Genomic DNA, 26,862 nt, shown 5'->3' on the forward strand with positions numbered 1-26,862 from the left:
CTTAGCCGCGGTCGACGAAAGGACAAAAACATACAGAAAATCAAAGTGCTACAGCGGCCTTTGCGTGTCTGAGAAGACGCGCGGCGCTCTAGAGTACGCGCCTGATGGAAGGATATCTGTCGAGTTCGCCTACTTCCCAACGCGCTGCTGCAGATGCTGCGGATAGCGCGCGCCCTGCACCTCGACGGCGGAGAGCGCCGCCTGGATGTCGCCAAGCTCTTCGGCCGTCAGAATGACATCGGCAGCGCCGAGGTTTTCCTCGAGCCGATGCAGCTTTGTCGTGCCGGGAATGGGCGCGATCCATGGCTTTTGCGCTAGCAGCCAGGAAAGCGCGATCTGCGCTTTCGTCACACCCTTGGCCTCGGCAATCACGCCCAAGAGATCAACCAGCGCCTGATTGGCTCTGCGCGCCTCCGGCGAAAATCGCGGCACGATCGTGCGAAAATCGCTTTGGTCGAAGGTCGTGTTCTGGTTGATCGCGCCTGTCAAAAATCCCTTGCCAAGCGGACTGAAGGGCACAAAGCCGATGCCGAGCTCTTCGAGGAGCGGCAGGATTTCGGTTTCCGGCTCCCGCCACCAGAGCGAATATTCGCTCTGCAGCGCCGTCACCGGCTGAACCGCATGCGCCCGGCGGATCGAATCGGCGCCCGCCTCCGACAGGCCGAAATGGCCGACCTTGCCTTCCGCGATCAGCTTTTTCACCGTGCCTGCGACGTCCTCGATCGGCACATTGGGATCGACGCGGTGCTGGTAGAAGAGGTCGATGCGGTCGGTCCGTAAACGCTTCAATGCCGTCTCGGCGACCTCGCGGATGCGCTGCGGCCGGCTGTCCATGCCCCGGCTGACATCGCCGTTGACGAAGCCGAACTTGGTGGCGATCACCACCTCACCGCGGAACGGGGCCAGCGCCTCGCCGACCAGATCCTCGTTACCGGTATAGGCTTCGGCGCTGTCGAAGAAGGTCACGCCGCGTTCATGCGCCGCGCGGATCAGCCTGATCGCCTCACTGCGCTCCGTTGCCGGGCCATAACCGTAGCTGAGGCCCATGCAGCCAAAGCCGATGGCCGAGACTTCGAGATCGCTTTTTCCTAGCCTACGTTTCTGCATTGTCTTGCTCCTTGATCAGGCCGCGAGGTCTGGGGAAACCGAGCGGCAATTCTGGCAGGCGACGGACCGTCCGATCGCCGGACGCTCCACCCGCTTTGCATTGTGCGGCCGCACGATCAGCGCGACGACGGCAAGCGCCAGCGCCAGCAGGACCGTGCAACCGATGAGAACATTATCGACCCGATGGGCAAGCAGAGCGCTGCCATCAAGCCCATCGGCACCGAGTGCTGCGACAGCGACCAGCACGCTGAGACCGAGCGAGTTGCCGAGCTGGTGGGCGACATTGACCACACCGCCCGCCGCCCCCGCGTCACCGGGAGCGATACCGGCAATGCCGGCGACCGTCAGCGGGCTCAGAGTGAAGCCCTGGCCAAGCCCGATCAGCATCAAGGGCGGCGCCATGCCGAAGAGAAAGGACGTGTCGGCCGAGATCTGGCTGATAGAGACCATGCCGATCAGCGCGGAGATCAGGCCAAAGGCAAGCAGGCGGCGGTTGCCGAAACGTGGGCTAAGCCTTGGAACCAAGATCGCCGCAACGAAATTGACTGATGTTGCCGGAATGAAGGCAAGGCCGGAGGCAAGGGGGTCGAAGTGCCGAACACCTTGCAGATACTGGGTGAAGAAGAAAAAGAACCCGATCATCGCGGCGAGGAACAGGACACGCGCCAGATAGGCGCCGACCCTCTCGCGGTTGGCAAAGAGCCGGAGCGGCATGATCGGCTGCCGGGCGCGACGCTCGTTGACCACGAAGACGGCAAGAAGCAGAAGACCCATGGCAAGCGCTGCGAGCGTCAGCGGATCGTACGCCCCCTCCTCCGCCGAACGGACGATGCCATAGACCAGCGCCGTCATGCCGAGCGTCGAGCTTACGGCGCCCGCAAGGTCGAATTCACCCGTGCGCCGTTCCGTTTCGCCGACGTACTTGTGCGCCGCGAGCATCAGGGCGATGCCGATCGGCAGGTTGATGAAGAAACCGACCCGCCAGCTGAGCCAGCCGGCAAGCAGACCGCCGAGCACCATGCCGAAGCTCGCGCCGATGCCGGCGACCGAACTGTAATAGGCGACCGCCCGCGTGCGTTCAGGTCCCTCGGAAAAATACGTCTGGATCAGCGCCAGCGTGGCGGGGGCGAGGATCGCCGAGCCGAAGCCTTGCACGGCGCGCGCGCCAAGCAGCCATTCCGGCGACGGTGCCAGCCCGATCACGACGGAGGCCGCTGTGAAGATGGCAAGCCCGGCAATGAACAGCCGACGCCGGCCGAGAATGTCGCCCGCCCGCGCGCCCAGCAGCAGGAAGCCGCCAAAGGCGAGCGTATAGGCGCTGTGCACCCAGGAAAGCCCGGCGTCGCTGAACTGCAGCTCGTCGCGAATCTTCGGCAGGCCGGTGATCACGATCGAGATATCGAGCACGATCATCAGGTAGCTGACGATGACGATCGCCAGCACCGCCGTCTTGCGGGCTGAAAGGTGTTTCATCAACGTGACGTCCATCGTCGTGCCTACTCCGCCTGCGCAGCGCCGTATTGCGCGTCCGTCACCTTTTCCATCCAGTCGACCGCCTTGCCGTCGAGCGTCTCCTGGATGGCGATATGGGTCAGGGCGGTCGTCGGTGCCGCCCCGTGCCAGTGCTTCTCGCCGGGCTCGAACCAGACGACATCGCCCGGCCGGATCTCCTCGATTGGCCCGCCCTCCCGCTGCACCCGGCCGCAGCCGGAAACGACGATCAGGACCTGGCCGAGCGGATGCGTATGCCAGGCCGTGCGGGCGCCGGGCTCGAAGGTGACGGCATTGCCGGCAGTGCGCGCCGGCTCGCGCACGGGAAACAACGGGTCGATGCGCACGGTGCCGCTGAACCAGTCCTCTGTCCCCCGGGCCGAAGGCTGCGAACCGCTTCTCTTGATCTCCATGAGGTCTTCTCCTTGGCGAACCGGACGACCCGCCGCCCGTTCTGTTGCTGTGCACAATCTAGCGATGGCCGCCGCCAACAATTAGATGGTATAAACGGCATGGACCTATGAGAGAGATTCATGAATGCTGCGCGAGAACATCAATGACCTGATCGCCTTCGCGGCGGTGGCGCGCGAGCGCAGCTTCACAAGGGCCGCCGCCCAGCTCGGCGTTTCGCAATCGGCGCTCAGCCACACCATGCGGGCGCTCGAAGCACGGCTTGGCGTGCGCCTGCTCACCCGCACCACGCGCAGCGTCTCCCCGACCGAGGCCGGCGAGCGGCTGCTTGCCACCCTCGTCCCGCACTTCGAGCAGTTGGAAACCGAGCTCACCGCCTTGAGCGACGTGAGGGACAAACCCGCAGGCACGGTGCGCATCACCACTGCCGAGCACGCGGCAGAGACCGTGCTCTGGCCGAAGCTCGAAAAGCTTCTGCCCGATTATCCCGATATCAAGGTCGAGATCGTCATCGACTACGGCCTCACCGATATCGTCGCCGAACGCTACGACGCCGGTGTCCGGCTTGGCGAGCAGGTCGCCAAGGACATGATCGCCGTGCGCATCGGGCCGGACATGCGCATGGCGGTCGTCGGCGCGCCCAGCTATTTCGAAAAGCATCCGAAGCCCGTCGTCCCTCAGGACCTGACCCAGCACCGCTGCATCAACCTGAGGCTTCCGACCTACGGCGGCATCTATGCCTGGGAGTTCGAAAAGGACGGCCGCGAGCTAAAAGTCCGCGTCGACGGTCAGCTCGTCTTCAGCCGGCTGGCGCACCGGCTTACCGCCTGCCTCGCCGGCTTCGGCCTTGCCTTCGTCCCGGAGGAATCGGCCCTCACCCACATCGCCGAAGGTCGCCTCATCCGCGTGCTCGAAGACTGGTGCGACCCGTTCCCCGGCTACCACCTCTATTACCCCAGCCGCCGCCAGTCCTCACCGGCCTTTGCTGTGCTGGTGGAGGCGCTGCGGTATCGGGGGTAATGGCGGCAAGACCGGCTCCTCCGCACGACCCGCAATTGCTGTTGAAAACCCGGGGTTGCGCCCCACATCTCTCCAGCTAAAAAAATGTTTGAGCCGGTGTCGGAATCGTCGATCGGCATTCGTCCTTAGTCCGTAGACACAAAATCCATTCCCAAGGAGCATTTCATGCGCATGATTTTCGTAAACCTGCCGGTCAAGGATCTGAAGGCCTCGCGCGCGTTCTTCGCTGCCCTCGGCTTCACCTTCAACGAGCAGTTCTCCGATGACACCGCCGCCTGCACGGTGATCTCGGACAATATCTTCGTCATGCTTTTGACCGAGCCGAAGTTCCGTGACTTCATCACCGGCGAGATCAGCGACGCCCGGAAGGGAACCGAAGTCATCACCGCCCTTTCGGCCGGAAGCCGCGCCGAAGTCGACGACATGCTCGCCAAGGCGCTTGCCGCTGGCGCCAAGCCGTGGAAGCCGGCGATCGACTACGGCTTCATGTACGGCATCTCGTTCCAGGACCTCGACGGCCACGTCTGGGAATTCATGTGGATGGACCAGGAAGCCGCCCAACAGCAGGGCTGATGGCCCAATTCAAGAGAACGTTAAGACAATCGGCCCGAGCCTTCCCAAGCCCGGGCCGATTGCTTTGTGTCGATAGCCAACCATGCCCTGCTGCTAGGGGCCGAGGCGCGCCACCAACTCCGCGATGAGCGGATCGGTAAGGTCGGCAATCGGGTCATCGCTCCCGTCTTCTGCCCGGTGGTACTCCCCGGCATCGAACGCTTCATAAACGACGTAAAAAGGCTCAGGCAGCGCATTGCGGCCGGCTGTGAAGCCCGCCTGCACCGCGCGCCAGAGATCGTTCATGACGCCGTCGCAGAAGCTATAGGTCAGCGCGCCGTGATGGTATTTCCTTGCGATTTCGACAGCAGCGGCGTTGTAGAACTCCCAGTTGTCCAAAGCGCCTGCCCACCGAACCACATCATCATGTGTGATGCGGCCTTCCGGCCCCTTGGCCAGAACGAACTCTAGGAAGTCAGACATCTCTCTGCTTTCCCCCCGAACACCAAGAAAGCCCCTACCCGCCGATCAGCGCCAGCCACTCGTCCTCGTCCATGGTCTCGACGCCGAGTTCGCGGGCCTTGTCGAGCTTGGAGCCGGCACCCGGACCCGCAACGACGATATCGGTCTTCTTCGACACGGAGCCTGCCACCTTGGCGCCGAGGCTTTCCGCCTTGGCCTTGGCCTCGTCGCGCGTCATCTTTTCGAGCGAACCGGTGAAGACCACCGTCTTGCCGGCGACCGGGCTGTCGCTTGCAACCGGTGCTTCCGCCGCCTCCGGCGTCACCTCGGACAGCAGACGCGTGACCACTTCGAGGTTACGCGGCTCCTTGTAGAACTCGACGATGGCGCGGGCGACGACCTCGCCGATGCCGTCGATGCTGTTGAGTTCGTTCCAGGCGTCGCCCGAGAAGGCCGACGCTTCGCCCATCGCCGTGCCAAAGTGCTCGTAGCTGCCATAGGAGCGCGCGAGCAGCTTCGCCGTCGTCTCGCCCACATGGCGGATGCCGAGCGCATAGATGAAGCGATGAAGTGCAATCGAGCGGCGTGTGTTGATCGCCTCATAGAGCTTGCGCACGCTGACCTTGCCGAAGCCGTCGATATTTTCGAGCTTGGTCAGCGACGTCTCCTGGCGCTTTTCCAGCGTGAAGATATCGGGCGCCGTGCGGATCATGAGCGTCGGGTCTTCGCTTTCGAAGAAGAACTCGATCTGCTTGGAGCCGAGGCCTTCGATGTCGTAGGCGTTGCGCGAGACGAAATGCTTCAAGTGCTCGACGGCCTGGGCGCGGCAGACGAAACCGCCGGTGCAGCGGCGCACCGCATCCACCTTGCCGGTCTTCTCGTTGATGTCACGCACCGCATGGCTGCCGCAGACCGGGCATGTGGTCGGGAAGCGATAGGGCTCGGCGCCTTCCTTGCGTTCGTCCATGACGACGTCGACGATCTGCGGAATGACGTCGCCGGCGCGCTGCACGATCACCATGTCGCCGATGCGGATATCGCGGCCCTCGCGGATCGGCTCGCCGGAATTGCCGAGCCCCTTGATGTAGTCCTCGTTGTGCAGCGTCGCATTGGTGACGACGACGCCGCCGACGGTGATCGGCTCGAGCCGCGCCACCGGCGTCAGCGCACCGGTGCGGCCCACCTGGATGTCGATCGCCGTCAGCCGGGTGAAGGCTTGCTCGGCCGGGAACTTGTGCGCCGTTGCCCAGCGCGGCGAACGCGAGCGGAAGCCGAGGCGGGCCTGCAGGTCGAGCCGGTCGACCTTGTAGACGACGCCGTCGATATCGTAGTCGAGATCCGGCCGCTCGCGCTCGATGTGGTGGTAGTGCTCCAGGAGCGCGTCGGCAGACGTCAGCCGCTGCATCAGCGGGTTGACCGGGAAGCCCCAGGACTTGAACACCTCGACCATGCCCATTTGCGTGTCGGCCGGCATCGCCGAGATCTCGCCCCAGGCATAGGCGAAGAAGCGCAGCTTGCGGCTGGCCGTCACCTTGGCGTCGAGCTGCCGCAGAGAGCCGGAAGCGGTGTTGCGCGGGTTGACGTAGAGCGGCTTGCCCTGCGCCGCCATTTCGGCGTTGAGCGCGGCAAAATCGGATTTCGCCATGTAGATTTCGCCGCGCACCTCGACCACATCGGGCGCGCCCGCCGGCAACGTCTGCGGGATCATGCCGATGGTGCGGATATTGGCGGTGACATTTTCGCCGGTCGTGCCGTCGCCGCGCGTGGCGGCCGTTACCAGCCGGCGGTTCTCGTAACGCAGCGACATCGACAGACCGTCGATCTTCGGCTCCGCCGTGAACGCGATCGAATTGTCCGGAAGCTGCCCGAGGAAGCGATAGACCGATGCGACGAAATCGCGGGCGTCTTCGTCTGAGAATGTGTTGTCGAGCGACAGCATCGGCCGGGCGTGGACGACCGGCTGGAAGGTGACGGAGGGTGCCGCCCCAACCTTCCTCGACGGGCTGTCCTCGCGGATGAGCGCCGGAAACTGCGCCTCGATCGCGTCGTTGCGCCGTTTCAGCGCGTCATAGTCCGCATCCGAAATCTCCGGCGCGTCCTGGCCGTGATAGAGCGAATCGTGACGGGCAAGCTCGGCGGCGAGAAAGGCCAGCTCCGCGGCCGCTTCCGTTTCGTTGAGATTCTCGACGGGTTTCAATTCATTGGACATGCGCGACGACTCCGGATTCGGAGTCGTTTTGTAGAGCAACCATCGCGAAAGAAAAGAGCCTGTGGCTAGCCGTTACCCGCCAGCAACCGTGCCGCTGCCGCCCTCGCCTCTTCGGTGATCGAGGCGCCGGCGAGCATGCGGGCGATTTCCTCGGTGCGCGCCTTGTCGTCCATGCGGGCAACGCGGGTCGCGATCGTCTCGGCCTTCTCGGCGGACGGTCCCTTGGAGATCAGGAGATGCGTTGCGGCCCGCGCCGCCACCTGCGGCGCATGGGTGACGGAAAGCACCTGGACGGTGCCGGAAAGCCGCTTCAGCCGCTGGCCGATGGCATCCGCCACGGCACCACCGACACCGGTGTCGATTTCGTCGAAGACGAGCGTCGGCGCCGAGCCGCGATCGGCAAGCGCCACCTTCAGCGCCAAGAGGAAGCGCGAAAGCTCGCCGCCCGAGGCGACCTTCATGATCGGCCCCGGCCGCGTGCCGGGATTGGTCTGGACATGGAACTCGACGAGATCGATGCCGTCGGCCGTCGCCTGCGTCGCATCGCTTTGAACTTCCACCATAAAGCGTGCACGTTCGAGCTTCAGCGCCGGCAGCTCGGCCATGACGGCGGCGGAAAGGGCCGACGCCGTGCGCTGGCGCTTTTCCGAGAGCGAGCGCGCCGACGCGTCGAAGGCTGCCTTGGCAACGCCGACCTGGCCTTCGAGCTGCTTCAGTCTTTCCTCGCCGGCATCGAGATCGGCGAGATCAGAGATCATGCGCACGGCGAGCGCCGGAAGCTCGGTGACCGGAACGGAATATTTGCGGCTGGCACCACGAAGCGCAAACAGGCGTTCTTCCACCCGCTCCAGCTCCTTCGGGTCGAACTCGGTGTTGCGCAGCGCCCGCTCGACCGCCATCTGCGCGTCGGAAAGCTGGTTCAGCGCCCCGTCGAGAAGCTCGACGGTTTCCTCCAGCAGACCCGGCGCCTCATGGCTCTTGCGCTCGAGCCGGCGTACCAGCGAGGCGATCAGCGGAACCGGCGAACCATTGCCGTTCAAGAATTCGGAGGCCTCGTTGATGTCGCCGGCGATGCGCTCGGACTTCATCATTCGCGCCCGCTTCTCGGCAAGCTCGTCCTCTTCGCCGTCGCGCGGGCTGAGCTTTTCTAGTTCCTCGACCGAAGAACGCAGGAAATCCGCCTCACGCGCGGCAGCCTCGACACGTTCGCGGTGTTTCTTCAGACCGCGCTCGGCGTCCTTCCAGGCGCGATAGAGATTGCCGACATGTTGCGCCTCGTCGGAGGTGCCGCCGAAGGCGTCGAGCAAGGTGCGGTGCGCGTCGATGTCGACAAGCGCGCGATCGTCGTGCTGCCCGTGAATTTCGACGAGCGTCTGCCCGAGCTGGCGCATCAGCTGGACGCTGATCGGCTGGTCGTTGACATAGGCCTTGGTGCGGCCGTCAGCGGATTGCACGCGGCGGAAGATCAGGTCGCCATCATCGTCGATGCCGTTTTCGTGCAGCATCAGCCGCGCCGAATGACCGACGGGCACGTCGAAGACCGCTGTCACCTGCCCCTTGTCGGAGCCATGGCGCACCAGCGAGCCGTCGCCACGGCCGCCAAGGGCCAGCGACAGGCTGTCGAGCAGGATGGACTTACCGGCGCCGGTTTCACCGGTCAGCACCGAGAGCCCGGCATCGAAAGCCAGATCAAGCCGTTCAATCAGGACGATATCGCGGATCGAAAGCTGGGCGAGCATCCGGGTTCGTATCTTCCTTGACGGGCGCTGATAAGGATCAAGCGCCGATGAGGTTCTTGGCAGCGCGCGATATCCAGGAGTTGCCGCTTTCACGCGGCTCCAGGCCGCCAGACTGCAGCAGCTTGAAGGAATCGGAGTACCACTGGCTGTCCGGATAGTTGTGGCCGAGAACGGCAGCAGCGGTCTGCGCCTCCTGGGTCACGCCCATCGCGTAATAGGCCTCGGTGAGGCGCGCCAGCGCTTCCTCCACCTGGTTGGTGTTCGGATACTGCTCGATGACGACGCGGAAGCGCGATACGGCCGCGAGATATTCCTTGCGCTCGAGATAGTAGCGACCGACCTGCATTTCCTTGCCGGCGAGCTGGTCGCGGGCAAAGCGGATCTTCGACTTGGCGTCGTCGACATATTCGGAGTCCGGATAGCGATCGACGACGGCCTGCATGGCCTCGATCGCTCTCATCGCCGGCTTCTGGTCCTGCGTCACCGCGGGGATCTGCTTGGTATAGGCCAGCCCCTGGATGTACTGCGCATAGGCCGCGTCTTCCGACTGCGGATAGAGATTGAGGTAACGACCGGTGGCGTTGATCGCCTCCTGGTACTGCCCGTTTCGGTAGGAAACGAAGGCGTTCATCACCAGTGCCTTACGGGCATATTCCGAGAACGGATGCTGGCGGTCGAGCGCTTCGAACTTGCGCGACGCTTCCGTCGTCTTGCCGGCGTTGAGGTTGGCAAGGCCCTGATTGTAGAGCACTTCCGGCGGATCCGTCTCCGCCGTCAACTTGGTGATGTCGATATCGGGATCGTTCTGGCAGGCGGTAATCAGGGCGCTGCCGGCAATGGCCGCGACGATCACGGCGGCGACGCGCGCTGACTTTCTCAGATCAACAGAAACTGCAAGAACCATCGGATATTCCCGTTCCACGCTGCGGGCTTGGACCCCGCCAGACATGCGCTTTTAGAGCAAGTTACCTTGAGACCGCAACGTCATGATCGGTGATTCATGCAAATTTGTGGCGGCCCTATCATGAAAATGCCGGCCTTTCGGCCGGCGACTGGAGGAGATGATGACTTTTTTTGTTTATGCGGACCAGGGCGCAAAGCCCGGAACTGCAACTGCAACCATGTCGCGGGCGCGGGTGCGCTGACGCGGGGTCGCCGTTTCGACGACTTCGTAGGCCGTCGGATCGCTGAGAAGCGCCTTCAGTGCGTTGGCGTTCATCTTGTGACCGCCGCGGTAGGAACGGTAGCAGCCGATGAACGGCGCGCCGGCGAGCGAGAGATCGCCGACCGCATCGAGCGTCTTGTGACGAACGAACTCGTCCGTGTAGCGCAGGCCCTCGACGTTGATGACGGTGTTGTCGTCGGAGATGACGACCGAGTTTTCGAGCGAGGAGCCGAGCGCAAAGCCGGCAGCCCAGAGCCGCTCGACATCACGCATGAAGCCGAAGGTGCGGGCGCGCGACAGTTCGCGCTTGAAGACGGACGGCGTCATGTCGCCCTTCCAGGACTGGCGACCGATCAGCGGGCAATCGAAGTCGATCTCGACCTCGAAGCGCATGCCGTCATAGGGCGTGAACTCCGACCAGGACGCGCCCGATTCGATGCGCACCGGCTTGACGATGCGGATGTAGCGACGCTTGACTGCAAGGGCGCGAACGCCCACCTGCTCGATCGCGTCGATGAAGGGTTCGGAGCTGCCGTCCATGATCGGCATTTCGGCGCCGTGAACTTCGACCGTCAGGTTGTCGAGGCCGAGCGCATAGATCGCGGCCATCACATGTTCGATCGTGGCAATCGACGTCGCCGGCGACATGCCGAGAACGGTGCAGAGATCGGTGTTGCCGACCTGCGAGGAAACCGCCTTGTATTCGCTGATCCGGCCATTGGCGAGAACGCGCTGGAACACGATGCCCGCATCGGCTTCCGCCGGATGGAAGGTGATCGACACTTCTGCACCCGAGTGAACGCCATTTCCCTTCAGCGTTACCGGGCTTGCAATCGTCGTCTGAAACCCGAGCAATTCGATTCCCATTCTCGTCACTTTCAATACCTGTGGCCGATGGCCAAAACCTGCTGGCGGACGCAGCGAACTTCAGGGCACAAACAAGGCGCCCGAGAGTCTCGGAGCAAAATCCGATCCTCTGCGTTTCGAACAGACAGCGCTTGATCGAATCGCATGCGTCCCCAATTCCGAGTCTGAAAATAGGAGTTTGGAGGCACCATTCCAAATCACTGTTCGTTTCGCTTTGTTACGTATTTGCGACGGTCCGCAACATCGAATCAAACATCTGAAATGATGAAGAAAATGCAAAAATGCCCGGGCAGTTGCCCGGGCATTCGGCAAGGTGAAGGAACGGGCCTTCCAATCAGTTCGACTGACGGCGCAGGAACGCCGGGATTTCGAGCTGATCATCTTCTTGCGGGCGCGTCTGCTGCGAAACGCGACCGTGATCGTCAAGCTGGCCGCGACGCGGCGCATAGAGGCTCGCTTCCGGCGAGAGCGGCCGGCGCTGCTGGGAAGCAGCGGTCGGTGCGGAAGCCGTCATGTCGGCGGCCGCTGGGGTCTGTTCGCGCTCACGCAGGCCAAGCGAGCTGGTGATGCGGTTGAGGAGACCCATCGGGCCACGCTCTTCCGCGATCGGGGCTGCCGGCTGGGCGCGGCGGTCCATCTCGGCCTTCACAACTGGCGGAAAGTCTTCGACCTTCGGCATACGAACCTGTTCCGGCTGCTGGCGCATGACCGGAGCAACGGGCTCCTGGCGCATCACCGGCTGCGGCTGAGGCTGGGCCTGAACCGGCTGCATCTGCGGCTGCGGCTGGCGCATGACCGGAGCGGCCTCTACCGGTGCTGCACCGGCGAAAAGCTTGCTCTGGGGACGGAAGTTCTCTTCATGCGCTTGCTGAGCCGGAGCCTGGACCTGTGCCTGGGCGGCGCGGGTCGCGATATCGAGCTCGCGCTCCATTTCGGCTTCGCGGATCGCAGCCGCGATGTGATCGACAGACGGCTGCTGCTGAACCGGCTGCACCGGCTGGGCGACGGGCTGCTGCATTACCGGCTGATGAACCGGGGCCGGCTGGTGCTGGGCAACCGGCTGCGGCTGCTGGGCAGGAATGGCGGCCGACGGACGGACGACCGGTTTGGCTGCTACCGGACGAAAGTCAGCGGAACGACCCGCCACCTCCGCGGCCGTACGGTCGATGCCGGTGGCGACGACCGAGACGCGGATCAGGCCTTCGAGTTCTTCGTCGAACGTCGCGCCGAGGATGATGTTGGCATCCGGGTCGACTTCTTCGCGAATACGGGTTGCGGCTTCGTCGAGTTCGAACAGCGTCAGGTCGCGGCCACCGGTGATCGAGATCAGGAGGCCCTGGGCGCCCTTCATCGAGGTCTCGTCGAGCAGCGGGTTGGCAATCGCGGCTTCGGCAGCGGCCAGTGCACGGCCTTCGCCCGAAGCTTCGCCGGTACCCATCATGGCGCGGCCCATTTCACGCATCACCGAGCGGACGTCGGCGAAGTCGAGGTTGATGAGGCCTTCCTTGACCATGAGGTCGGTGATGCAGGCAACGCCCGAATAGAGAACCTGGTCGGCCATCGCGAAGGCGTCCGCAAAGGTCGTGCGGTCGTTGGCGATGCGGAAGAGGTTCTGGTTCGGGATGACGATCAGGGTGTCGACCGACTTCTGCAGTTCGGCAATGCCTTGGTCGGCGAGGCGCATACGGCGCGCGCCTTCGAAATGGAACGGCTTGGTGACGACGCCGACCGTCAGGATGCCCTTGTTGCGGGCGGCCTGGGCAACGATCGGGGCTGCACCAGTGCCGGTGCCGCCGCCCATGCCGGCGGTGACGAAGCACATGTGGGTGCCGTTCAGGTGGTCGATGATCTCATCGATGCACTCTTCGGCGGCCGCGCGGCCGACTTCCGGCTGCGAACCGGCGCCGAGACCTTCGGTGACGGCGACGCCCATCTGGATGATGCGCTCGGCCTTGGTCATGGTCAGTGCCTGGGCATCGGTGTTGGCGACGACGAAATCGACGCCCTGGAGGCCTGCAGTGATCATGTTGTTGACGGCGTTGCCACCGCCACCACCCACGCCAAAGACGGTGATGCGCGGCTTCAGCTCCGTGATATCCGGCTTCTGCAAGTTGATAGTCATTGTACCCGTTCCTTCTGTTTTCTGGCCGCCTTGCCGAGCCGGCCAAATCTCTCAAAGTCCAACATTTCCTTCATCCGACGCCGTCCCTGTCGGCGCCGAACGTCACTCAAAAGCTCTCTTTCAGCCACTGCCCCATGCGGGCGATGCGACCGTTGCCGGCGCCGAGCGCCGAGAACATGCCGCCGTGGGCGGCATGGGTCTCGAGGTCGGCGACCTGCGGATAGATCATCAGGCCGACCGCCGTGGAGAAGGCCGGCCCCTTGGCAGCCGCGGGCAGCCCGGAAACTCCGAGCGGACGGCCGATGCGAACATTGCGGGCGAGGATGCGGCGCGCCGCTTCCGGCAGGCCCGTGAGCTGGCTTGCGCCGCCCGTCAGAACGATGCGCTTGCCGACGATCGGGCTGAAGCCCGAGCGCTGGATGCGGTCGCGGATCAATTCGAGCGTCTCTTCGATGCGGGCGCGCACGATGCGCGAGACGAGCGCGCGCGGCACATGCGTCGGCTGATCGCGGTCGTCCTCGCCGATCGGCGGAACCGAGACGATGTCGCGTTCGTCGGCGCTGTTGGGCAGTGCCGAACCGTGCACGACCTTCAGCCGCTCGGCGTCTTCGATGCGGGTCGAAAGACCGCGCGCCAGGTCCGTCGTCACGTGGTGGCCGCCGAGGCTGACAGCGTCCGCATGAACGAGCTTGCCTTCGGCAAAGACCGAGATCGTCGTCGTGCCGCCGCCCATGTCGATCGCGGCACAGCCGAGCTCGACTTCGTCGTCGACGAGCGCTGCAAGACCGCTAGCATAGGGGGTCGCCACCATGCCCTCGACCGAGAGGTGAGCGCGGTTGACGCAGAGTTCCAGATTCTTGAGCGCTGCACGCTCGGCCGTCAGCACATGCATGTCGACGCCGAGAACGTCGCCGAACATGGCGAGCGGATCACGGATGCCGCGCTCACCATCGAGCGAGAAGCCCGTGGGCAGCGAGTGCAGGATGGCGCGGTCGGAGCGCAGCGACTGCTGGCCGGCGGCCGACAGAACCTTGCGCAGATCGTTGGCGTCGACTTCCTGGCCGCCGAGATCGATCGTCGCGGTGTAGACGTCGCTCTGCAGCCGGCCGGCCGAAACGTTGACGATCATGCTGTCGATGGTAAGCCCGGCCATACGCTCGGCCGCGTCGACCGCGAGCCGCACGACGCTTTCGACCGCATCGAGATCGGCGACGACGCCGTTCTTGACGCCCCGCGACTTCTGATGGCCGATGCCGATGATTTCGACGTTGTGGGTGCGGTTCGGCAGGATCTGGCTCTCGGCGCGCGGCGTCAGCCGGCCGATCATGCAGACCACCTTGGTCGAACCGATATCCAGCACCGAGACAACGTGAGACCGCTTCGAAGAAAGCGGCTTCAGGCGCGGCAAGCCAAAGCTGGAGGAACCGAACAAACTCATATCCGCCCCTCTTTCTTCTTTTCGGTCTCCTGCGCCTTCAGCATTTTGTCCCTCGCCTTCAAGGCAACTTCGCGCCGGGTGACTGCACCCGGAGTCAACTGAACTGTGGTTCGATCCTGCAGCCTCAGATCCACGGCCGCGATGTCGCGCTCCAGGAGCTGGTGCCGGCTTTCCATGTCGGAGAGCACTTGCATCGCCTGGGCGACGTCGTGCTCCGGCAACTTGACGATGATGCCGTTATCGAGGCGCAGGTCCCAACGGCGACCGGCGACGCGAACGAAGGCCCTCACCCGCGAGCGGATCTCCGGCCAGCGGGAAAACTCGTCGTAGAAATCGGCGGCCGCCGTTTCGGCATCGCGGCCAACGAACAGCGGCAGCGCCGCAAACTTGTTGTCGCGCAGCGGCGCAATCACGCTGCCGCTTCTTTCGATCAGCGAAAGATCGGAGCCGTGCTGCCAGATGCCAAAGGCCTTGCGCTCGGTAAGGTTGACCTCGATCGTGCCGGGATAGACCTTGCGCACCGTCACGCCCTGAACCCAGGGCATTTCCGCGATCAGCTTGCGGGCCTCGGCGATATCGAGCGCCACCAGCGACGTCGTGCCGTCCAGGCCGAGCTGCTGGAGGATATCGATCTCCGAGGTCTGGTCGTTGCCGGAAACCTTGACGTCTTCGATCGCAAATCCCGCGGCGGTGGTCGAAGCTTGCGCGAAGTTCTGTGTATGACCGCCGAGCGACATGCCGTAGAAGCCCGTCGCAGCAAAAAAGGCGAGCGCCGAGATCGTGCCGGTATGGGCCGGAAAGCGAACGCGGCCGGCACCAAGACTGACGAAGAAGCGCACGACACGACGGAGCGGACGCGGCAGCACACGGCCGCCGTCCACATCGACGGCTGCAGCGCCATCGAGGTGACGAACCCTCTTGCCCCTTCTGCCCCTCAACGCAAACACGACGCTTCCTCCACCATCCAACTCAAAAACTCACCGAAACTATAGCCGGCATGCGCGGCCATCTCGGGCACCAGGGAGGTTGGCGTCATGCCGGGCTGGGTGTTGATTTCCAGCCAGATCAGCTCGCCCTCACCGGAGGAACTGTCATCGAAACGAAAGTCGGATCGGCTGACGCCCCGGCAACCGATTGCCTGATGCGCCTTCAGAGCGAGTGTTTGTATTTTTTGGTAAATATTTGGTGAAATCTGTGCCGGAATGACGTGGCGAGAACCACCTTTTACGTACTTGGAGTCATAATCGTAGAAGGCATGGCCCTGCGGGATGATTTCGGTCACGCCAAGGGCCTTGTCGCCCATGACGCCACAGGTCAGTTCGCGGCCGGCGACATAACGCTCGACCATGATTCGGTCGCCATAGCGCCATTCGCTCGAGGTCACCACCTGCGGCGGATGCGACTGATCTTCCTTGACGATGACGACGCCGAAGCTCGAGCCCTCACGGACCGGCTTGACGACATAGGGCGGCTTCATCGGGTGCTTCGGGCCAAAGGCATGGCGATCCATCACCTGCGCGTCCGCAACCGGAATGCCGGAGGCGGCAGCAACGTGCTTGGCCTGCGCCTTGTCCATGGCGAGCGCCGAGGCGAGCACACCGGAATGGGTGTAGGGAATCTCCAGATATTCGAGAATGCCCTGGATCGTGCCGTCCTCGCCGAACGGACCATGAAGAGCATTGAAGGCGACGTCCGGCCGGAGTGCCGCGAGCACCTCGGCAACGTTGCGATCGACGTCGATTCGGGTGACGCGGTAGCCGGCGGCCTCAAGGGCATCCGCGCAGGCAGCCCCGGACGACAGGCTAACCGGTCGCTCCGAAGAAAATCCGCCCATCAGGACAGCCACATGCTTGCCGCTCATTCAAACCCCCAAACAATACGCCACTATCGCAAGGTTTCCTTGCGTCTGGCTGATTCCGGTCCCCGCGAGTCACCGGTGCCATTGGGTCACTAGAACGGCATTATGGTTAACGAACCGTTTACTTTCGTTAACCTTAGTCGGGAAACGAAACACGCGCCGTGCGTGCACGCGCGTAGTCGACAGGGCATTTTGGCGGGAGATCAAAGGGTTGCGGAGCAATCCTGAATCGAATGCGTAACAAGCGAAAAAAATGAAAAACCCGCCGCAAACGAGGCGGCGGGCTCCAATCTGACGATGCGATGAGGGATTAGTCGTCGTCGCCGACGATCTTCCAGACGATGCCGGCGATTGCCGCGCCGACGATCGGCGCCACCCAGAACAGCCATAGCTGTGCCAGCGCCCAATCGCCGACGAAGAGCGCCTGCCCCGTCGAGCGGGCCGGGTTGACCGAAGTGTTCGTCACCGGGATCGAGACCAGGTGAATAAGGGTGAGCGCCAGGCCGATGGCGATCGGCGCGAAGCCGGCCGGCACGCGGCCATGGGTGGAGCCGAGAATGATGAACAGGAAGAAGAAGGTCAGCATCACCTCGGCGACGAGCGCTGATGTCAGCGAATAGCCGCCCGGCGAATGTTCGCCATAGCCATTGGCGGCAAAACCGCCGAGCTGGAAACCGGCCTTGCCGCTGGCGATCAGATAGAGCACGCCGGCAGCGGCGATCGCGCCCAGCACCTGGGAGACAACGTAGCCGACGAGCTTGTGGGACGGAAACTTGCCGGCGACCATCAGCCCAACCGAAACGGCCGGATTGAAGTGTCCACCGGAGATGCCGCCGACCGCATAGGCCATGGTGAGTACGGTGAGACCAAAAGCAAAAGAAACGCCGAGCAGGCCGATGCCGACCTCAGGAAAGGCAGCCGCCAGCACCGCGCTGCCGCAACCGCCGAAAACGAGCCAGAATGTACCCAGAAATTCCGCAGAAAGCCTTTTGAACATGCATTCGCTCCTGAAAAACGAAGCCGATCGCTTCAAGTGCCCAGAGTTTGCCACAATTTGATTCCGGTCAAGATGGGTTGTGAGGCGATGTCAAACGCGCGCAAAAGGTGAAATCGACCAAGCGCAGCTCAATATATTGCCCAAGGAACAGGCAGACCCAACCTCTGCCGCAGAGAGCCATGCACCAGCGGAATAATGCTGCGCATGACGCCGATATCGTTCGCATTTCTTACGGTTTCCGGGTTTCGCCATGCCGAAACTTGCGTTAATAGCCCTCAACCGCCTCCCAAGACGGTATGAAATCCATATCAGGAACCATCATAATGACAGACGCGACAACCTCCCTGTCGCCGAAGGACAATGCGTCGAAGCACGCGGCAGTGAACTCCCCTGCCCGGGTGCTGTTCGCAAGCCTCGTCGGCACGACCATCGAATTCTTCGACTTCTACGTTTACGCCACCGCCGCAGTGCTGGTCTTTCCGCACCTGTTCTTCCCGACCGCCGACCCGACCTCGGCAATGCTGCAGTCCTTCGCGACCTTCTCGATTGCCTTCTTCGCCCGCCCCTTCGGCGCCGTCATCTTCGGCCATTTCGGCGACAAGGTCGGCCGCAAGGCGACGCTCGTGGCGGCACTGATGACCATGGGCATATCTACCGTCGTGATCGGCCTTTTGCCGACCTATGCGACGATCGGCGTCGCAGCGCCCCTGCTCTTGGCCCTTTGCCGTTTCGGCCAGGGCCTCGGCCTCGGCGGCGAATGGGGTGGCGCTGTGCTGCTCGCCACCGAAAACGCGCCCGAGGGCAAGCGCAGCTGGTACGCCATGTTCCCGCAGCTCGGCGCACCGATCGGTTTCATCCTGTCGGCCGGCACCTTCCTGATCCTCGGCGAAGTCATGAGCAACGAAGCCTTCCTCGCCTGGGGCTGGCGCGTGCCCTTCATCGCCAGCATCCTGCTGGTCGCCGTCGGCCTCTATGTCCGGCTGAAGATCACCGAGACGCCGGAGTTCCAGAAGGCGGTAGACAAGCACGAGCGCGTGCAGGTTCCGATCGCCGAGATCTTCCGCTTCCACAAGCGCAGCCTCGTTCTCGGCACCTTCGTGGCGCTCGCGACCTTCGTGCTGTTCTATCTGATGACGGTGTTCTCGCTCTCCTGGGGCACGGCAAAGCTCGGCTACTCGCGCGAGCAGTTCCTCGTCGTACAGATGACCGGCGTCGTCTTCTTCGGCCTGATGATCCCGGTCGCCGGCATCCTTTCGGACCGGTTCGGCCGCCGCCTGATCCTGATCGTCACCACCATCGGCATCGGCGTCTTCGGCCTGTTCATGGCCCCGCTGCTTGCCGGCGGCCTTGGCGGCGCCTTCCTGTTCTCGATCATCGGCCTCGGCCTCATGGGCCTGACCTATGGCCCGATCGGCGCAGCCCTTGCCGCCCCCTTCCCGACCTCGGTGCGCTACACCGGCGCGTCGATGACCTTTAATCTCGCCGGCATCTTCGGCGCGTCTCTGGCGCCCTACATCGCCACCTGGCTCGCCACCAACTACAGCCTGGATTACGTCGGCTACTACCTGCTGGCAGCCGCCGCCATCACGCTGCTTTGCCTCGTGCTGTCGACGGAAGACGAGGTTTCGGCCTGATATCGGACTGGCCGCGCCCCTGTGCCCGGCCGACCGCAAACAAGGAGAGCCGCAGCGGCAACGCTGCGGCTCTTTGTTGTTGGGGATGGGGCCGATGAGGAATGTCCTCTCCCGTTGCCCCACCCACCTGCCGTCATCCTCGGGCTTGACCCGAGGATCCACTTCCAGGCGACCCAGGCGGAGCATGGATGCTCGGGTCAAGCCCGAGCATGACGGAAGGTGTGGGATCCTCGTTGGCTCTCATCAAACAAAACGAAAGGGCCGCAGCGTCGCCGCCACGGCCTCTCCAAAACATCCTCGCAACAGCCTCAGGCGATGCCGCGGCCGAGGAATTCCTTGATCTCGTAGCCCGGCATGAAATTGCCGATGCGCTTGATTTCCCATTCGAGCCGGACACCCGAATGTTCGAGAACTTGTTGGCGCACCGTTTCTCCAAGGTATTCGAGCTCGTAGCCGGTCGCCTGGCCGGTATTGATCATGAAATTGCAGTGCAGCGGCGACATCTGGGCGCTGCCGACCATGAGCCCCCGGCACCCGGCTTCGTCGATCAATTTCCAGGCCGAGTGGCCCTCCGGGTTCTTGAAGGTCGAACCGCCGGTCTTTTCGCGGATCGGCTGCACCGTTTCGCGATGTTGACGCACCGCATCCATGTCGGTGCGGATCTTGTTCTTGTCCTCGGCGTAACCTTCGAAGACCGCGTGGGTGAAGATCAGATCCTTTGGTGCCGACGAATGGCGATAGGCGTAGCCCATATCGGCATTCGACAGCACATGCTGGTTGCCCTGGCGGTCGACGGCATGGACTTCGACGACACGCTCACGGGTCTCCGTGCCGTTGGCGCCGGCGTTCATGCGCAGTGCGCCGCCGAGCGAGCCGGGGATGCCGTAGAAGAAGTAGAATCCCCCGATGCCGTGATCGAGCGCCATGGCCGCGATGTTCTTGTCCGGGCAGATGGCGCCGGCCTTGATGCGATTTTCGCCGACGAGCTCGAGATCGCCGAAGCCCTTGGCCGAGAGGCGGATGACAACGCCGGGAATGCCGCCGTCGCGCACGAGCAGGTTCGAGCCGACACCGACCACCATGACCGGCACTTCGGCCGGAACCAGCTTCAGGAAGGTGACGAGATCATCCGTGTCGTGCGGCTGGAACATCAGCTCGGCAAGGCCGCCGGCGCGGAACCAGGTGACGCGATCCATCGGCGCGTCGGGCGTGATGCGGCCGCGCACAGCGCTGACACCGCTTCCGAGCGATTCCAGTAGTTTCTGACCGTTGACCTGTTTCATGCTCAAATTCCTGAAATATCCGCGAGTTCCTTCGGCAGGGCAGCAGCCCAGTAGGTGATGCTGCCAGCCCCCAAGAGAACCACAAAATCGCCGGGCTGCGCAATCTTGCTGACAACCGGCGCGATCGCTTCCGGACCGGAAACGTAACGGGCGTCGCGATGGCCGCCGGCCTTGATGCGATCCACCAGCTCCTCGGCCGTCGCGCCCGGGATCGGTTCTTCGCCGGCCGCATAGACCGGCGCGATCAGGATCGTGTCGGCATCGTTGAAGCAGGCGGAGAATTCCTGGAACAGGCTCGAAAGGCGCGAGTAGCGATGCGGCTGGTGCACGGCAATGATTCGGCCCTGGCAGGCCTCGCGCGCGGCCCTTAAGACCGCCTTGATCTCGACCGGATGGTGGCCGTAGTCGTCATAGACGCGCACGCCGTTCCATTCGCCGGTCAGCGTGAAGCGGCGCTTGACGCCGCTGAAAGAGGCAAGCCCCCTGGCGATCGCTTCCGGGCTGATGCCGAGGCGCTGCGCAACCGCAATCGCCGCAGTCGCGTTCGATACGTTGTGGCGCCCGGGCATCGGCAGGCGCAGATCCTTCATCGGGATCACCTGACCGGTGCGGCGACGGCGGATCTCGATGTCGAAGATCGAGGTGCCGTTCTCCATGCGGATGTTGTGGAAACGCACGTCGGCCTGCGGGTTCTCGCCGTAGGTCACGACCTTGCGGTCCTCGATATTGCCGACCATGGTCTGCACTTCCGGATGGTCGAGGCAGAGCACGCCGAAGCCATAGAACGGCACGTTCTCGACGAACTGTCGGAAGGCGGCGCGCACCGCGTCGAAATTGCCGTAGTGGTCGAGATGTTCGGGGTCGATATTGGTGACGACGGCCACATCGGCCGGCAGCTTCAGGAAAGTGCCGTCGGATTCGTCGGCCTCCACCACCATCCACTCGCCCTCGCCCATGCGGGCATTGGTGCCATAGGCATTGATGATGCCGCCGTTGATGACCGTCGGGTCGAGATTGCCGGCTTCGAGCAGCGCCGCAACCATGGAAGTCGTCGTCGTCTTGCCATGCGTACCGCCGATCGCGATCGCGTTACGGAAGCGCATGAGCTCGGCGAGCATTTCGGCGCGACGCACGACGGGAAGGAATTTCTCGCGGGCGACGATCAGTTCCGGATTGTCCTTCTTGATCGCGGTCGAAACGACGATCACTTCGGCGTCGCCGAGATTTTCGGCCTTGTGGCCGACGAAGACCTCGATGCCCTTGGCGCGCAAGCGCTGCACATTGGCGCTGTCGGCCTGGTCGGAACCCTGCACGCGGTGGCCGAGATTGTGAAGGACCTCGGCGATGCCGCTCATGCCGATGCCGCCGATACCGATGAAATGGACCAGCCCGATGGTTTTCGGCATTTTCATGAGCGTGTTTCCCTGAATTTCTCGACTGTCAAACCGCTGGCAATAGCCTCTACGAGGGATGCAAGCAAGCTTGCTGCGTCCGGCTTGCCGGTTTCCCGGGCGTTTGCCGCCATCTGGGCGAGCGATTGCGGGTTGCCGATCGCATCCTTGAGGATGCCTGCAAGGCGGTCTGCGGTGAGTTCACCTTGCGCGATCACCCGCGCGCCACCCTTGGCGGCGAGTGCTGCGGCATTGGCCGCCTGGTCGTGGTCGAGCGCATAGGGATAGGGCACCAGAATCGCCGGGCGGCCGATGACCGCAAGCTCGGAAACCGTCGAGGCGCCGGAGCGGCAGATGACGAGTTGCGCACCGGCGATGCGCTCGGCCATGTCGGTGAAGAACGGCGAAACCTCGGCCGGTACGCCAAGCTTCTCGTAAGTGGCGATCACGCCGTCCCTGTCTTCCGGGCGCGCCTGCTGGGTGACCTGGAACCGCTGACGAACGTCGTCCTCGAGCCGGCAGATCGCCTGCGGGACTGCCTTGGAGAAATATTGCGCGCCCTGGCTGCCGCCGAAGACGACAAGATGGAACGGCGCGTCGCCGCTGGCGGCGGCATAGGGCGAATTGGCAGCGGCCAGCACGGCCGGGCGCACCGGATTGCCGGTTGTCACGGTCTTCGCAGCAAAGGCGCCCGTACCCTCCGGCAGGAAGCCGCCGGCGATCGCCTTGACGCGCGAAGCCAGCGCCTTGTTGGCCCGGCCCATGACGGCATTCTGCTCATGGATGATCGACGGCACGCCCATGCCGGTTGCGGCAAGCAGCGGCGGAACGGTCGGATAGCCGCCGAAGCCGACGACAGCCTTGGGCTTCAGCCGCGCGATCAGCTTGCGCGCCGCACGCATGCCGGTCCACAGCGTCCACAGCGACTTCGCAACACTGATCGGGTTCTTCGAGCCGATCGTCGCCGAGGGCACGACATGCACCTCGTCGGCCGGGAACTTGCCGGCATAACGCTCTGCGCGGCTGTCGGTGACGAGATGGACCGAATAGCCATTGGCCTTCAGTTCGTGGGCCAGCGCCTCCGCCGGAAACAGGTGGCCGCCGGTACCGCCGGCGGCGAGCAGGATGATGCCTTTAGTCATGTTTTACTCCGCCGGCACACCAATGCCGGACCGAAACAGGCTGCGCTCCACGGCGCGCTTCTCCGGACGGTGACGAGTCAAAGCCAGGATGAAGCCGGCAGTGACGCAGATCGCCACCATGGACGAGCCACCATAGGAGATCAGCGGCAGGGTCATGCCCTTGGCCGGGAGCAGTTCGAGGTTCACGCCGATGTTGATCATCGACTGGATGCCGATCTGGAGAACCAGGCCGGCAACGGCGAACCGGTTGAAGTCGTTGCGTTCGCGGAAGGCATGGTTGAGGCCGCGCATCACCAGGAAGGCGAAGATCAGCACGATGACCATGCAAAAGACGATGCCGAATTCCTCGGCCGCAACGGAAAAGACGAAGTCGGTATGGCTGTCCGGGATGATGCGCTTGACGATGCCTTCGCCAGGACCCCGGCCGAACCAGTCGCCGCGAATGATCGCCTCGCGTGCGGTATCCATCTGGAAGGTGTCGCCCTCGCCGGTCAGGAACTTGTCGATACGGGCCGCCACGTGCGGCAGCATCGTATAGGCGACGAAGAAACCGCCGAGCGCAGCACCGCCGAGCAGGATGATCCACAGCCAGGGCATGCCGGCCATGAAGAACATGCCGCCCCAGACCGCGGTCGTCAGGATCGTCTGGCCAAGGTCGGGCTGGGCGACGAGAAGCGCTGCGACGATGCCGAAGAGCAGGATGGCAAAGAGATTGCCGGGGATTTCCGGTTGGCGCGCATGTTCGGAGAAGAGCCAGGCGCAGACGACGACAAAGGCCGGCTTCATGAATTCCGAGGGCTGGATCGAGATGCCGGCGATGGAAAGCCAGCGCATCGAGCCCTTCACCTCCTCGCCGATGAAGAGCACCAGCACCATCATCGCGAGCGAGCCGCCGAGAAGCAGGATCGCAGCGCGCCTGACCTGGCGCGGCGAGAGGAACGAGATACCGACCATCACCACCAGTGACGGCAAGAGGAAGAGCGCGTGACGCTTGACGAAGTGGAAGCTGTCGAGGCCGATGCGCTCGGCGACGGCGGGGCTTGCGGCGAAGGACAGCATGAAGCCGACGCCCATCAACAGGATGAAGGTCGCCAGAAAGAACCTGTCGATCGTCCAGAACCAGTCGGCCACGGGGCCACGTTCGGCTCGGCTTACCATCTTGTCAGTCCCCTTCTCCGGCGCCTCTTGCGCCCCACGTCCGAATACCTGCACCCGCTTCCGTTTCGACCGGTGCCTTCAGCACCAGCCTGACGGTGACGGACTAAATCAGCATCGTCACGCCATCGATCGCGCGCACATGGCCGACAAACGCATCGCCGCGCACCTCGAAGTTCTTATACTGGTCGAAGCTTGCGCAAGCCGGGGATAACATCACCGCCGAAGGGCCGGCTTCGTCCTTGCCTGCCTCTGCGGCCGCATGCGCCACCGCCTGCTCCAGCGTGCCCGAAATTTCGTAAGGAACCGCCTCGCCGAGCGTCGCCGCAAAGGCAGGCGCCGCCTCGCCGATCAGATAGGCCTTGACGATCTTCGGGAAGAAGGGCGCAAGCGTCGTGATGCCCCCTTCCTTCGGTAGACCGCCGGCAATCCAGTAGATGCGCTCATAGCTCGAAAGCGCCGGCGCTGCCGCGTCGGCATTGGTCGCCTTGCTATCGTTGACGAACACGACCGCGCCCTTGCGCCCAACCGGCTGCATGCGGTGCTTGAGACCGGGGAAGCTCTTCAGCCCGTCGCGGATCTCCACCGCGCTGACGCCAACTGCGAGGCAGGCGGCAATGGCCGCTGCCGCGTTCTGGGCGTTGTGGCCGCCGCGCAGCGTCTGAATGCCATCGAGATCGACGAACAGGCTGGACGTGCCGCCTTCTGCCTTCAGGATGCGCGAGCCTTCGGCATAAAGACCATTGGCAAGCACATGGCGGCGCGAGATCCGCACCGTCTTCGTGCCGGCGCGTTCGACGCGGTCGGCGATCAGGGCCGAGAAGCTGTCGTCGACGCCGACGATGGCTGTGCCGCTGCCGGCGACCAGCCGCTCCTTGATGTCGGCGTAATGCTGCATCGTGCCATGGCGATCGAGATGGTCGGGTGTGAGGTTCAGGAGGATGCCGGCGGTCGGGTTGAGAGTCGGCGCCAGATCGATCTGGTAGGACGAGCACTCGACCACGTAGAAGCGGCCGGCCTTGGGCGGATCGAGGGTCAGAACCGCCGTGCCGATATTGCCGCCGAGCTGAGTGTCGCGACCGCTTTCCTTCAGGATATGCGCGATCAGCGCCGTCGTCGTCGACTTGCCGTTGGTGCCGGTAATCGCGATGAACGGGCAATCGGGCGCATGCGCGCGGCGTTCGCGCACGAAGAGCTCGACGTCGCCGATGATCTCGACGCCCGAAGCATGGGCGAGATCGACCGTCCAGTGCGGCTTCGGATGGGTGAGCGGCACGCCCGGCGAAAGCACGAAGGCGGCAAAAGCGGCCCATTCGACGGAGCGCAGGTCCGCCGTCAGCACGCCCGCGGCGGAAGCCTTGGCGACGCTGTCCGGGTTATCGTCCCAGGCGGTGACGTCCGCGCCGCCGGCCACCAGCGCCTGCGCCGTTGCGAGCCCCGAGCCGCCGAGCCCGAAAAGAGCGACCTTCCTACCGCTGAATGTGGAGACCGGGATCATCGTCCGCTCACCGCAGCTTGAGGGTGGAGAGGCCGACCATCGCCAGGATGACGGCGATGATCCAGAAGCGGATCACAACCTGGCTTTCGGTCCAGCCCTTCTTTTCGAAGTGGTGGTGGATCGGCGCCATCAGGAAGACACGACGGCCGGTGCGCTTAAACCAGAACACCTGGATGATGACCGACAGGGTTTCCATCACGAAGAGGCCGCCGATGATGACCATGACGATCTCGTGCTTAACGGCAACGGCAACGGTGCCAATCAGGCCGCCAAGTGCGAGCGACCCGGTATCGCCCATGAAGATTGCCGCCGGCGGCGCGTTGAACCAGAGGAAGCCGAGGCCGGCGCCGATGACGGCGCCGAGGATGACGGCAAGCTCGCCGGTGCCAGGCACGAAATGGATCTGCAGGTAGTTGGCAAAGACCGCGTTGCCGGCGAGATAGGCGATCAGGCCAAAGGCAGCGGCGGCGATCATGACCGGCACGATCGCAAGGCCGTCGAGACCGTCGGTCAGGTTCACGGCATTGCCGGCGCCGACGATAACGAAGCCACCGAACAGCACGAAGAAATAGCCGAGATTGATCACCAGGTCCTTGAAGAAGGGGAACGTGACCGAGGAGCCGAAGGTCGAGCCGGCGGTACCGCTCGAAAGCGAAGCCTGCATCATGAAGAACACCGCAATCGCTGCGATGATGAATTCGAAGCCGAGGCGCGCCTTGCCGGAAAAGCCCTTGTCCGACTGCTTGGTGACCTTGAGGTAGTCGTCATAGAAGCCGATGGCGCCGAAACCGAGGGTGACGAGCAGGGTCGAGACCACATAGACGCTGGAAAGATCGGCCCAGAGCAGCGACGAGACGACGATGCCGGCCAGAATCATCAGGCCGCCCATGGTTGGCGTGCCGGCCTTCTTGAAATGCGTCTGCGGCCCGTCGGCACGGATCGGCTGGCCCTTGCCCTGGCGGATGCGCAGCGAAGCGATCATCGCAGGGCCGAACAGGAAGACGATCATGGCCGAGGTGAAGAGCGCCGCGCCGGTGCGGAAGGTGATGTAGCGAAAAAGATTGAAAAACTGAAAGTGGTCCGCCAGTTCCACGAGCCAAATGAGCATAAGGGACCTTTCCCCAAAGGTTTAGCAATAGACGTCGTCCAACAGAATCATCTGAAAAACGATACGCATTACAGCGCCGCGCGTCTAACTAGACGCGCAAAGGTCGCTGTAACAATTTGATCCGCTGCATAATTTTTCCCCTAAATCGATTCCGATTTAAGGAGGTATGCAGCAGCATGCGAAGTGTTCGGGCGCGCCCACCTAACCCCAGGC

22 protein-coding genes are annotated in these 26,862 nt (G+C 63.5%); 3 read left to right on the plus strand and 19 right to left on the minus strand.

The annotated features are described in order from the left end of the window. Window positions 1-129 precede the first annotated feature (129 nt). Genes IB265_RS10730 through IB265_RS10740 form a run of 3 tightly spaced genes read right to left on the minus strand, consistent with a single transcriptional unit; the run spans window position 130 to window position 3,011 of the window. Window positions 130-1,107, minus strand: a complete 978-nt coding sequence (locus IB265_RS10730) for an aldo/keto reductase (protein WP_112994798.1) — start codon at window positions 1,105-1,107, stop codon at window positions 130-132. 15 nt (window positions 1,108-1,122) lie between these two features. Then, window positions 1,123-2,580, minus strand: coding sequence for an MFS transporter (locus IB265_RS10735; RefSeq protein WP_113133025.1), 1,458 nt, complete (start codon window positions 2,578-2,580; stop codon window positions 1,123-1,125). Between the two features lie 23 nt (window positions 2,581-2,603). After that, window positions 2,604-3,011 carry a cupin domain-containing protein gene (locus tag IB265_RS10740; protein WP_058321249.1) on the minus strand — a complete coding sequence of 136 codons (408 nt, stop codon included), beginning with the start codon at window positions 3,009-3,011 and terminating at the stop codon, window positions 2,604-2,606. 124 nt (window positions 3,012-3,135) lie between these two features. Between IB265_RS10740 and IB265_RS10745 the strand changes: the two genes are divergently transcribed. Further along, the gene (locus tag IB265_RS10745) at window positions 3,136-4,029 is read left to right on the plus strand and encodes a LysR family transcriptional regulator (RefSeq protein ID WP_058321248.1); all 894 of its coding nucleotides are present in this window, start codon (window positions 3,136-3,138) and stop codon (window positions 4,027-4,029) included. A gap of 165 nt (window positions 4,030-4,194) precedes the next feature. Continuing rightward, on the plus strand, window positions 4,195-4,602 hold the full coding sequence (locus IB265_RS10750) for a VOC family protein (protein WP_057253499.1): 408 nt from the start codon (window positions 4,195-4,197) through the stop codon (window positions 4,600-4,602). A 93-nt stretch (window positions 4,603-4,695) separates the two neighbouring features. Here IB265_RS10750 and IB265_RS10755 read toward each other — a convergent pair whose 3' ends face one another. The 10 genes from IB265_RS10755 to aqpZ form a co-directional block, all read right to left on the minus strand. After that, window positions 4,696-5,064, minus strand: coding sequence for a hypothetical protein (locus IB265_RS10755; protein WP_057253497.1), 369 nt, complete (start codon window positions 5,062-5,064; stop codon window positions 4,696-4,698). 34 nt (window positions 5,065-5,098) lie between these two features. After that, the gene (gene ligA / locus IB265_RS10760) at window positions 5,099-7,252 is read right to left on the minus strand and encodes an NAD-dependent DNA ligase LigA (protein ID WP_112994796.1); all 2,154 of its coding nucleotides are present in this window, start codon (window positions 7,250-7,252) and stop codon (window positions 5,099-5,101) included. Between the two features lie 65 nt (window positions 7,253-7,317). Next, window positions 7,318-8,991 carry a DNA repair protein RecN gene (recN, locus tag IB265_RS10765; RefSeq protein WP_112994795.1) on the minus strand — a complete coding sequence of 558 codons (1,674 nt, stop codon included), beginning with the start codon at window positions 8,989-8,991 and terminating at the stop codon, window positions 7,318-7,320. A gap of 37 nt (window positions 8,992-9,028) precedes the next feature. Continuing rightward, entirely contained in the window at window positions 9,029-9,895 is an 867-nt protein-coding gene (locus tag IB265_RS10770) for an outer membrane protein assembly factor BamD (protein WP_057253491.1), read from the minus strand. A gap of 174 nt (window positions 9,896-10,069) precedes the next feature. Next, on the minus strand, window positions 10,070-11,023 hold the full coding sequence (lpxC, locus tag IB265_RS10775; RefSeq protein WP_058321246.1) for a UDP-3-O-acyl-N-acetylglucosamine deacetylase: 954 nt from the start codon (window positions 11,021-11,023) through the stop codon (window positions 10,070-10,072). Between the two features lie 334 nt (window positions 11,024-11,357). Then, window positions 11,358-13,145 (minus strand): cell division protein FtsZ, encoded by a 1,788-nt coding sequence (ftsZ, locus tag IB265_RS10780; RefSeq protein ID WP_093233707.1) that lies wholly within the window; start codon window positions 13,143-13,145, stop codon window positions 11,358-11,360. Between the two features lie 106 nt (window positions 13,146-13,251). After that, a complete protein-coding gene (ftsA, locus tag IB265_RS10785) occupies window positions 13,252-14,583 on the minus strand; it encodes a cell division protein FtsA (RefSeq protein ID WP_057253485.1) in 1,332 nt (443 codons plus the stop codon). Further along, the gene (gene ftsQ, locus IB265_RS10790) at window positions 14,580-15,530 is read right to left on the minus strand and encodes a cell division protein FtsQ (RefSeq protein WP_192494777.1); all 951 of its coding nucleotides are present in this window, start codon (window positions 15,528-15,530) and stop codon (window positions 14,580-14,582) included. The genes ftsA and ftsQ overlap by 4 nt, the downstream gene beginning before the upstream one ends. After that, a complete protein-coding gene (locus tag IB265_RS10795) occupies window positions 15,518-16,444 on the minus strand; it encodes a D-alanine--D-alanine ligase (protein WP_057253480.1) in 927 nt (308 codons plus the stop codon). Before IB265_RS10795 ends, ftsQ begins: the two co-directional genes overlap by 13 nt. A 307-nt stretch (window positions 16,445-16,751) precedes the next feature. Beyond that, window positions 16,752-17,438 (minus strand): aquaporin Z, encoded by a 687-nt coding sequence (gene aqpZ / locus IB265_RS10800; protein WP_057253478.1) that lies wholly within the window; start codon window positions 17,436-17,438, stop codon window positions 16,752-16,754. A 323-nt stretch (window positions 17,439-17,761) separates the two neighbouring features. Between aqpZ and IB265_RS10805 the strand changes: the two genes are divergently transcribed. Beyond that, window positions 17,762-19,072, plus strand: coding sequence for an MFS transporter (locus IB265_RS10805; RefSeq protein WP_112946587.1), 1,311 nt, complete (start codon window positions 17,762-17,764; stop codon window positions 19,070-19,072). 308 nt (window positions 19,073-19,380) lie between these two features. Here the strand turns inward: IB265_RS10805 and murB are convergent, their stop codons facing one another. The 6 genes from murB to mraY form a co-directional block, all read right to left on the minus strand. After that, window positions 19,381-20,355: a UDP-N-acetylmuramate dehydrogenase gene (gene murB, locus IB265_RS10810; protein WP_112994792.1), complete on the minus strand. Its 975-nt coding sequence runs from the start codon at window positions 20,353-20,355 to the stop codon at window positions 19,381-19,383. A gap of 2 nt (window positions 20,356-20,357) precedes the next feature. Further along, entirely contained in the window at window positions 20,358-21,767 is a 1,410-nt protein-coding gene (murC, locus tag IB265_RS10815) for a UDP-N-acetylmuramate--L-alanine ligase (protein ID WP_112946589.1), read from the minus strand. Next, a complete protein-coding gene (gene murG / locus IB265_RS10820) occupies window positions 21,764-22,888 on the minus strand; it encodes an undecaprenyldiphospho-muramoylpentapeptide beta-N-acetylglucosaminyltransferase (RefSeq protein ID WP_058326755.1) in 1,125 nt (374 codons plus the stop codon). The genes murC and murG overlap by 4 nt, the downstream gene beginning before the upstream one ends. A 3-nt stretch (window positions 22,889-22,891) precedes the next feature. Further along, on the minus strand, window positions 22,892-24,046 hold the full coding sequence (gene ftsW / locus IB265_RS10825) for a putative lipid II flippase FtsW (RefSeq protein ID WP_057253468.1): 1,155 nt from the start codon (window positions 24,044-24,046) through the stop codon (window positions 22,892-22,894). 103 nt (window positions 24,047-24,149) lie between these two features. Beyond that, entirely contained in the window at window positions 24,150-25,541 is a 1,392-nt protein-coding gene (murD, locus tag IB265_RS10830; RefSeq protein WP_058321241.1) for a UDP-N-acetylmuramoyl-L-alanine--D-glutamate ligase, read from the minus strand. 7 nt (window positions 25,542-25,548) lie between these two features. Beyond that, the gene (gene mraY, locus IB265_RS10835) at window positions 25,549-26,649 is read right to left on the minus strand and encodes a phospho-N-acetylmuramoyl-pentapeptide-transferase (protein ID WP_057253465.1); all 1,101 of its coding nucleotides are present in this window, start codon (window positions 26,647-26,649) and stop codon (window positions 25,549-25,551) included. Between the last annotated feature and the right edge of the window lie 213 nt (window positions 26,650-26,862).

Origin of the sequence: Ensifer sp. ENS10 (assembly GCF_014852025.1) — a bacterium.
Taxonomy (GTDB): Bacteria; Pseudomonadota; Alphaproteobacteria; order Rhizobiales; family Rhizobiaceae; genus Ensifer.

What these genes read in the sequence shown, in the direction of transcription:
- ftsW (WP_057253468.1), bottom strand. Translation starts at nt 24,046, where the DNA reads ATGGTAAGCCGAGCCGAACGTGGCCCCGTGGCCGACTGGTTCTGGACG.
- mraY (WP_057253465.1), bottom strand. Translation starts at nt 26,649, where the DNA reads ATGCTCATTTGGCTCGTGGAACTGGCGGACCACTTTCAGTTTTTCAAT.
- murC (WP_112946589.1), bottom strand. Translation starts at nt 21,767, where the DNA reads ATGAAAATGCCGAAAACCATCGGGCTGGTCCATTTCATCGGTATCGGC.
- IB265_RS10805 (WP_112946587.1), top strand. Translation starts at nt 17,762, where the DNA reads ATGACAGACGCGACAACCTCCCTGTCGCCGAAGGACAATGCGTCGAAG.
- ftsZ (WP_093233707.1), bottom strand. Translation starts at nt 13,145, where the DNA reads ATGACTATCAACTTGCAGAAGCCGGATATCACGGAGCTGAAGCCGCGC.
- IB265_RS10770 (WP_057253491.1), bottom strand. Translation starts at nt 9,895, where the DNA reads ATGGTTCTTGCAGTTTCTGTTGATCTGAGAAAGTCAGCGCGCGTCGCC.
- IB265_RS10755 (WP_057253497.1), bottom strand. Translation starts at nt 5,064, where the DNA reads ATGTCTGACTTCCTAGAGTTCGTTCTGGCCAAGGGGCCGGAAGGCCGC.
- recN (WP_112994795.1), bottom strand. Translation starts at nt 8,991, where the DNA reads ATGCTCGCCCAGCTTTCGATCCGCGATATCGTCCTGATTGAACGGCTT.
- IB265_RS10745 (WP_058321248.1), top strand. Translation starts at nt 3,136, where the DNA reads ATGCTGCGCGAGAACATCAATGACCTGATCGCCTTCGCGGCGGTGGCG.
- murG (WP_058326755.1), bottom strand. Translation starts at nt 22,888, where the DNA reads ATGACTAAAGGCATCATCCTGCTCGCCGCCGGCGGTACCGGCGGCCAC.
- lpxC (WP_058321246.1), bottom strand. Translation starts at nt 11,023, where the DNA reads ATGGGAATCGAATTGCTCGGGTTTCAGACGACGATTGCAAGCCCGGTA.
- aqpZ (WP_057253478.1), bottom strand. Translation starts at nt 17,438, where the DNA reads ATGTTCAAAAGGCTTTCTGCGGAATTTCTGGGTACATTCTGGCTCGTT.
- ligA (WP_112994796.1), bottom strand. Translation starts at nt 7,252, where the DNA reads ATGTCCAATGAATTGAAACCCGTCGAGAATCTCAACGAAACGGAAGCG.
- murD (WP_058321241.1), bottom strand. Translation starts at nt 25,541, where the DNA reads ATGATCCCGGTCTCCACATTCAGCGGTAGGAAGGTCGCTCTTTTCGGG.
- IB265_RS10750 (WP_057253499.1), top strand. Translation starts at nt 4,195, where the DNA reads ATGCGCATGATTTTCGTAAACCTGCCGGTCAAGGATCTGAAGGCCTCG.
- IB265_RS10735 (WP_113133025.1), bottom strand. Translation starts at nt 2,580, where the DNA reads ATGAAACACCTTTCAGCCCGCAAGACGGCGGTGCTGGCGATCGTCATC.
- IB265_RS10795 (WP_057253480.1), bottom strand. Translation starts at nt 16,444, where the DNA reads ATGAGCGGCAAGCATGTGGCTGTCCTGATGGGCGGATTTTCTTCGGAG.
- murB (WP_112994792.1), bottom strand. Translation starts at nt 20,355, where the DNA reads ATGAAACAGGTCAACGGTCAGAAACTACTGGAATCGCTCGGAAGCGGT.
- ftsA (WP_057253485.1), bottom strand. Translation starts at nt 14,583, where the DNA reads ATGAGTTTGTTCGGTTCCTCCAGCTTTGGCTTGCCGCGCCTGAAGCCG.
- IB265_RS10730 (WP_112994798.1), bottom strand. Translation starts at nt 1,107, where the DNA reads ATGCAGAAACGTAGGCTAGGAAAAAGCGATCTCGAAGTCTCGGCCATC.
- IB265_RS10740 (WP_058321249.1), bottom strand. Translation starts at nt 3,011, where the DNA reads ATGGAGATCAAGAGAAGCGGTTCGCAGCCTTCGGCCCGGGGGACAGAG.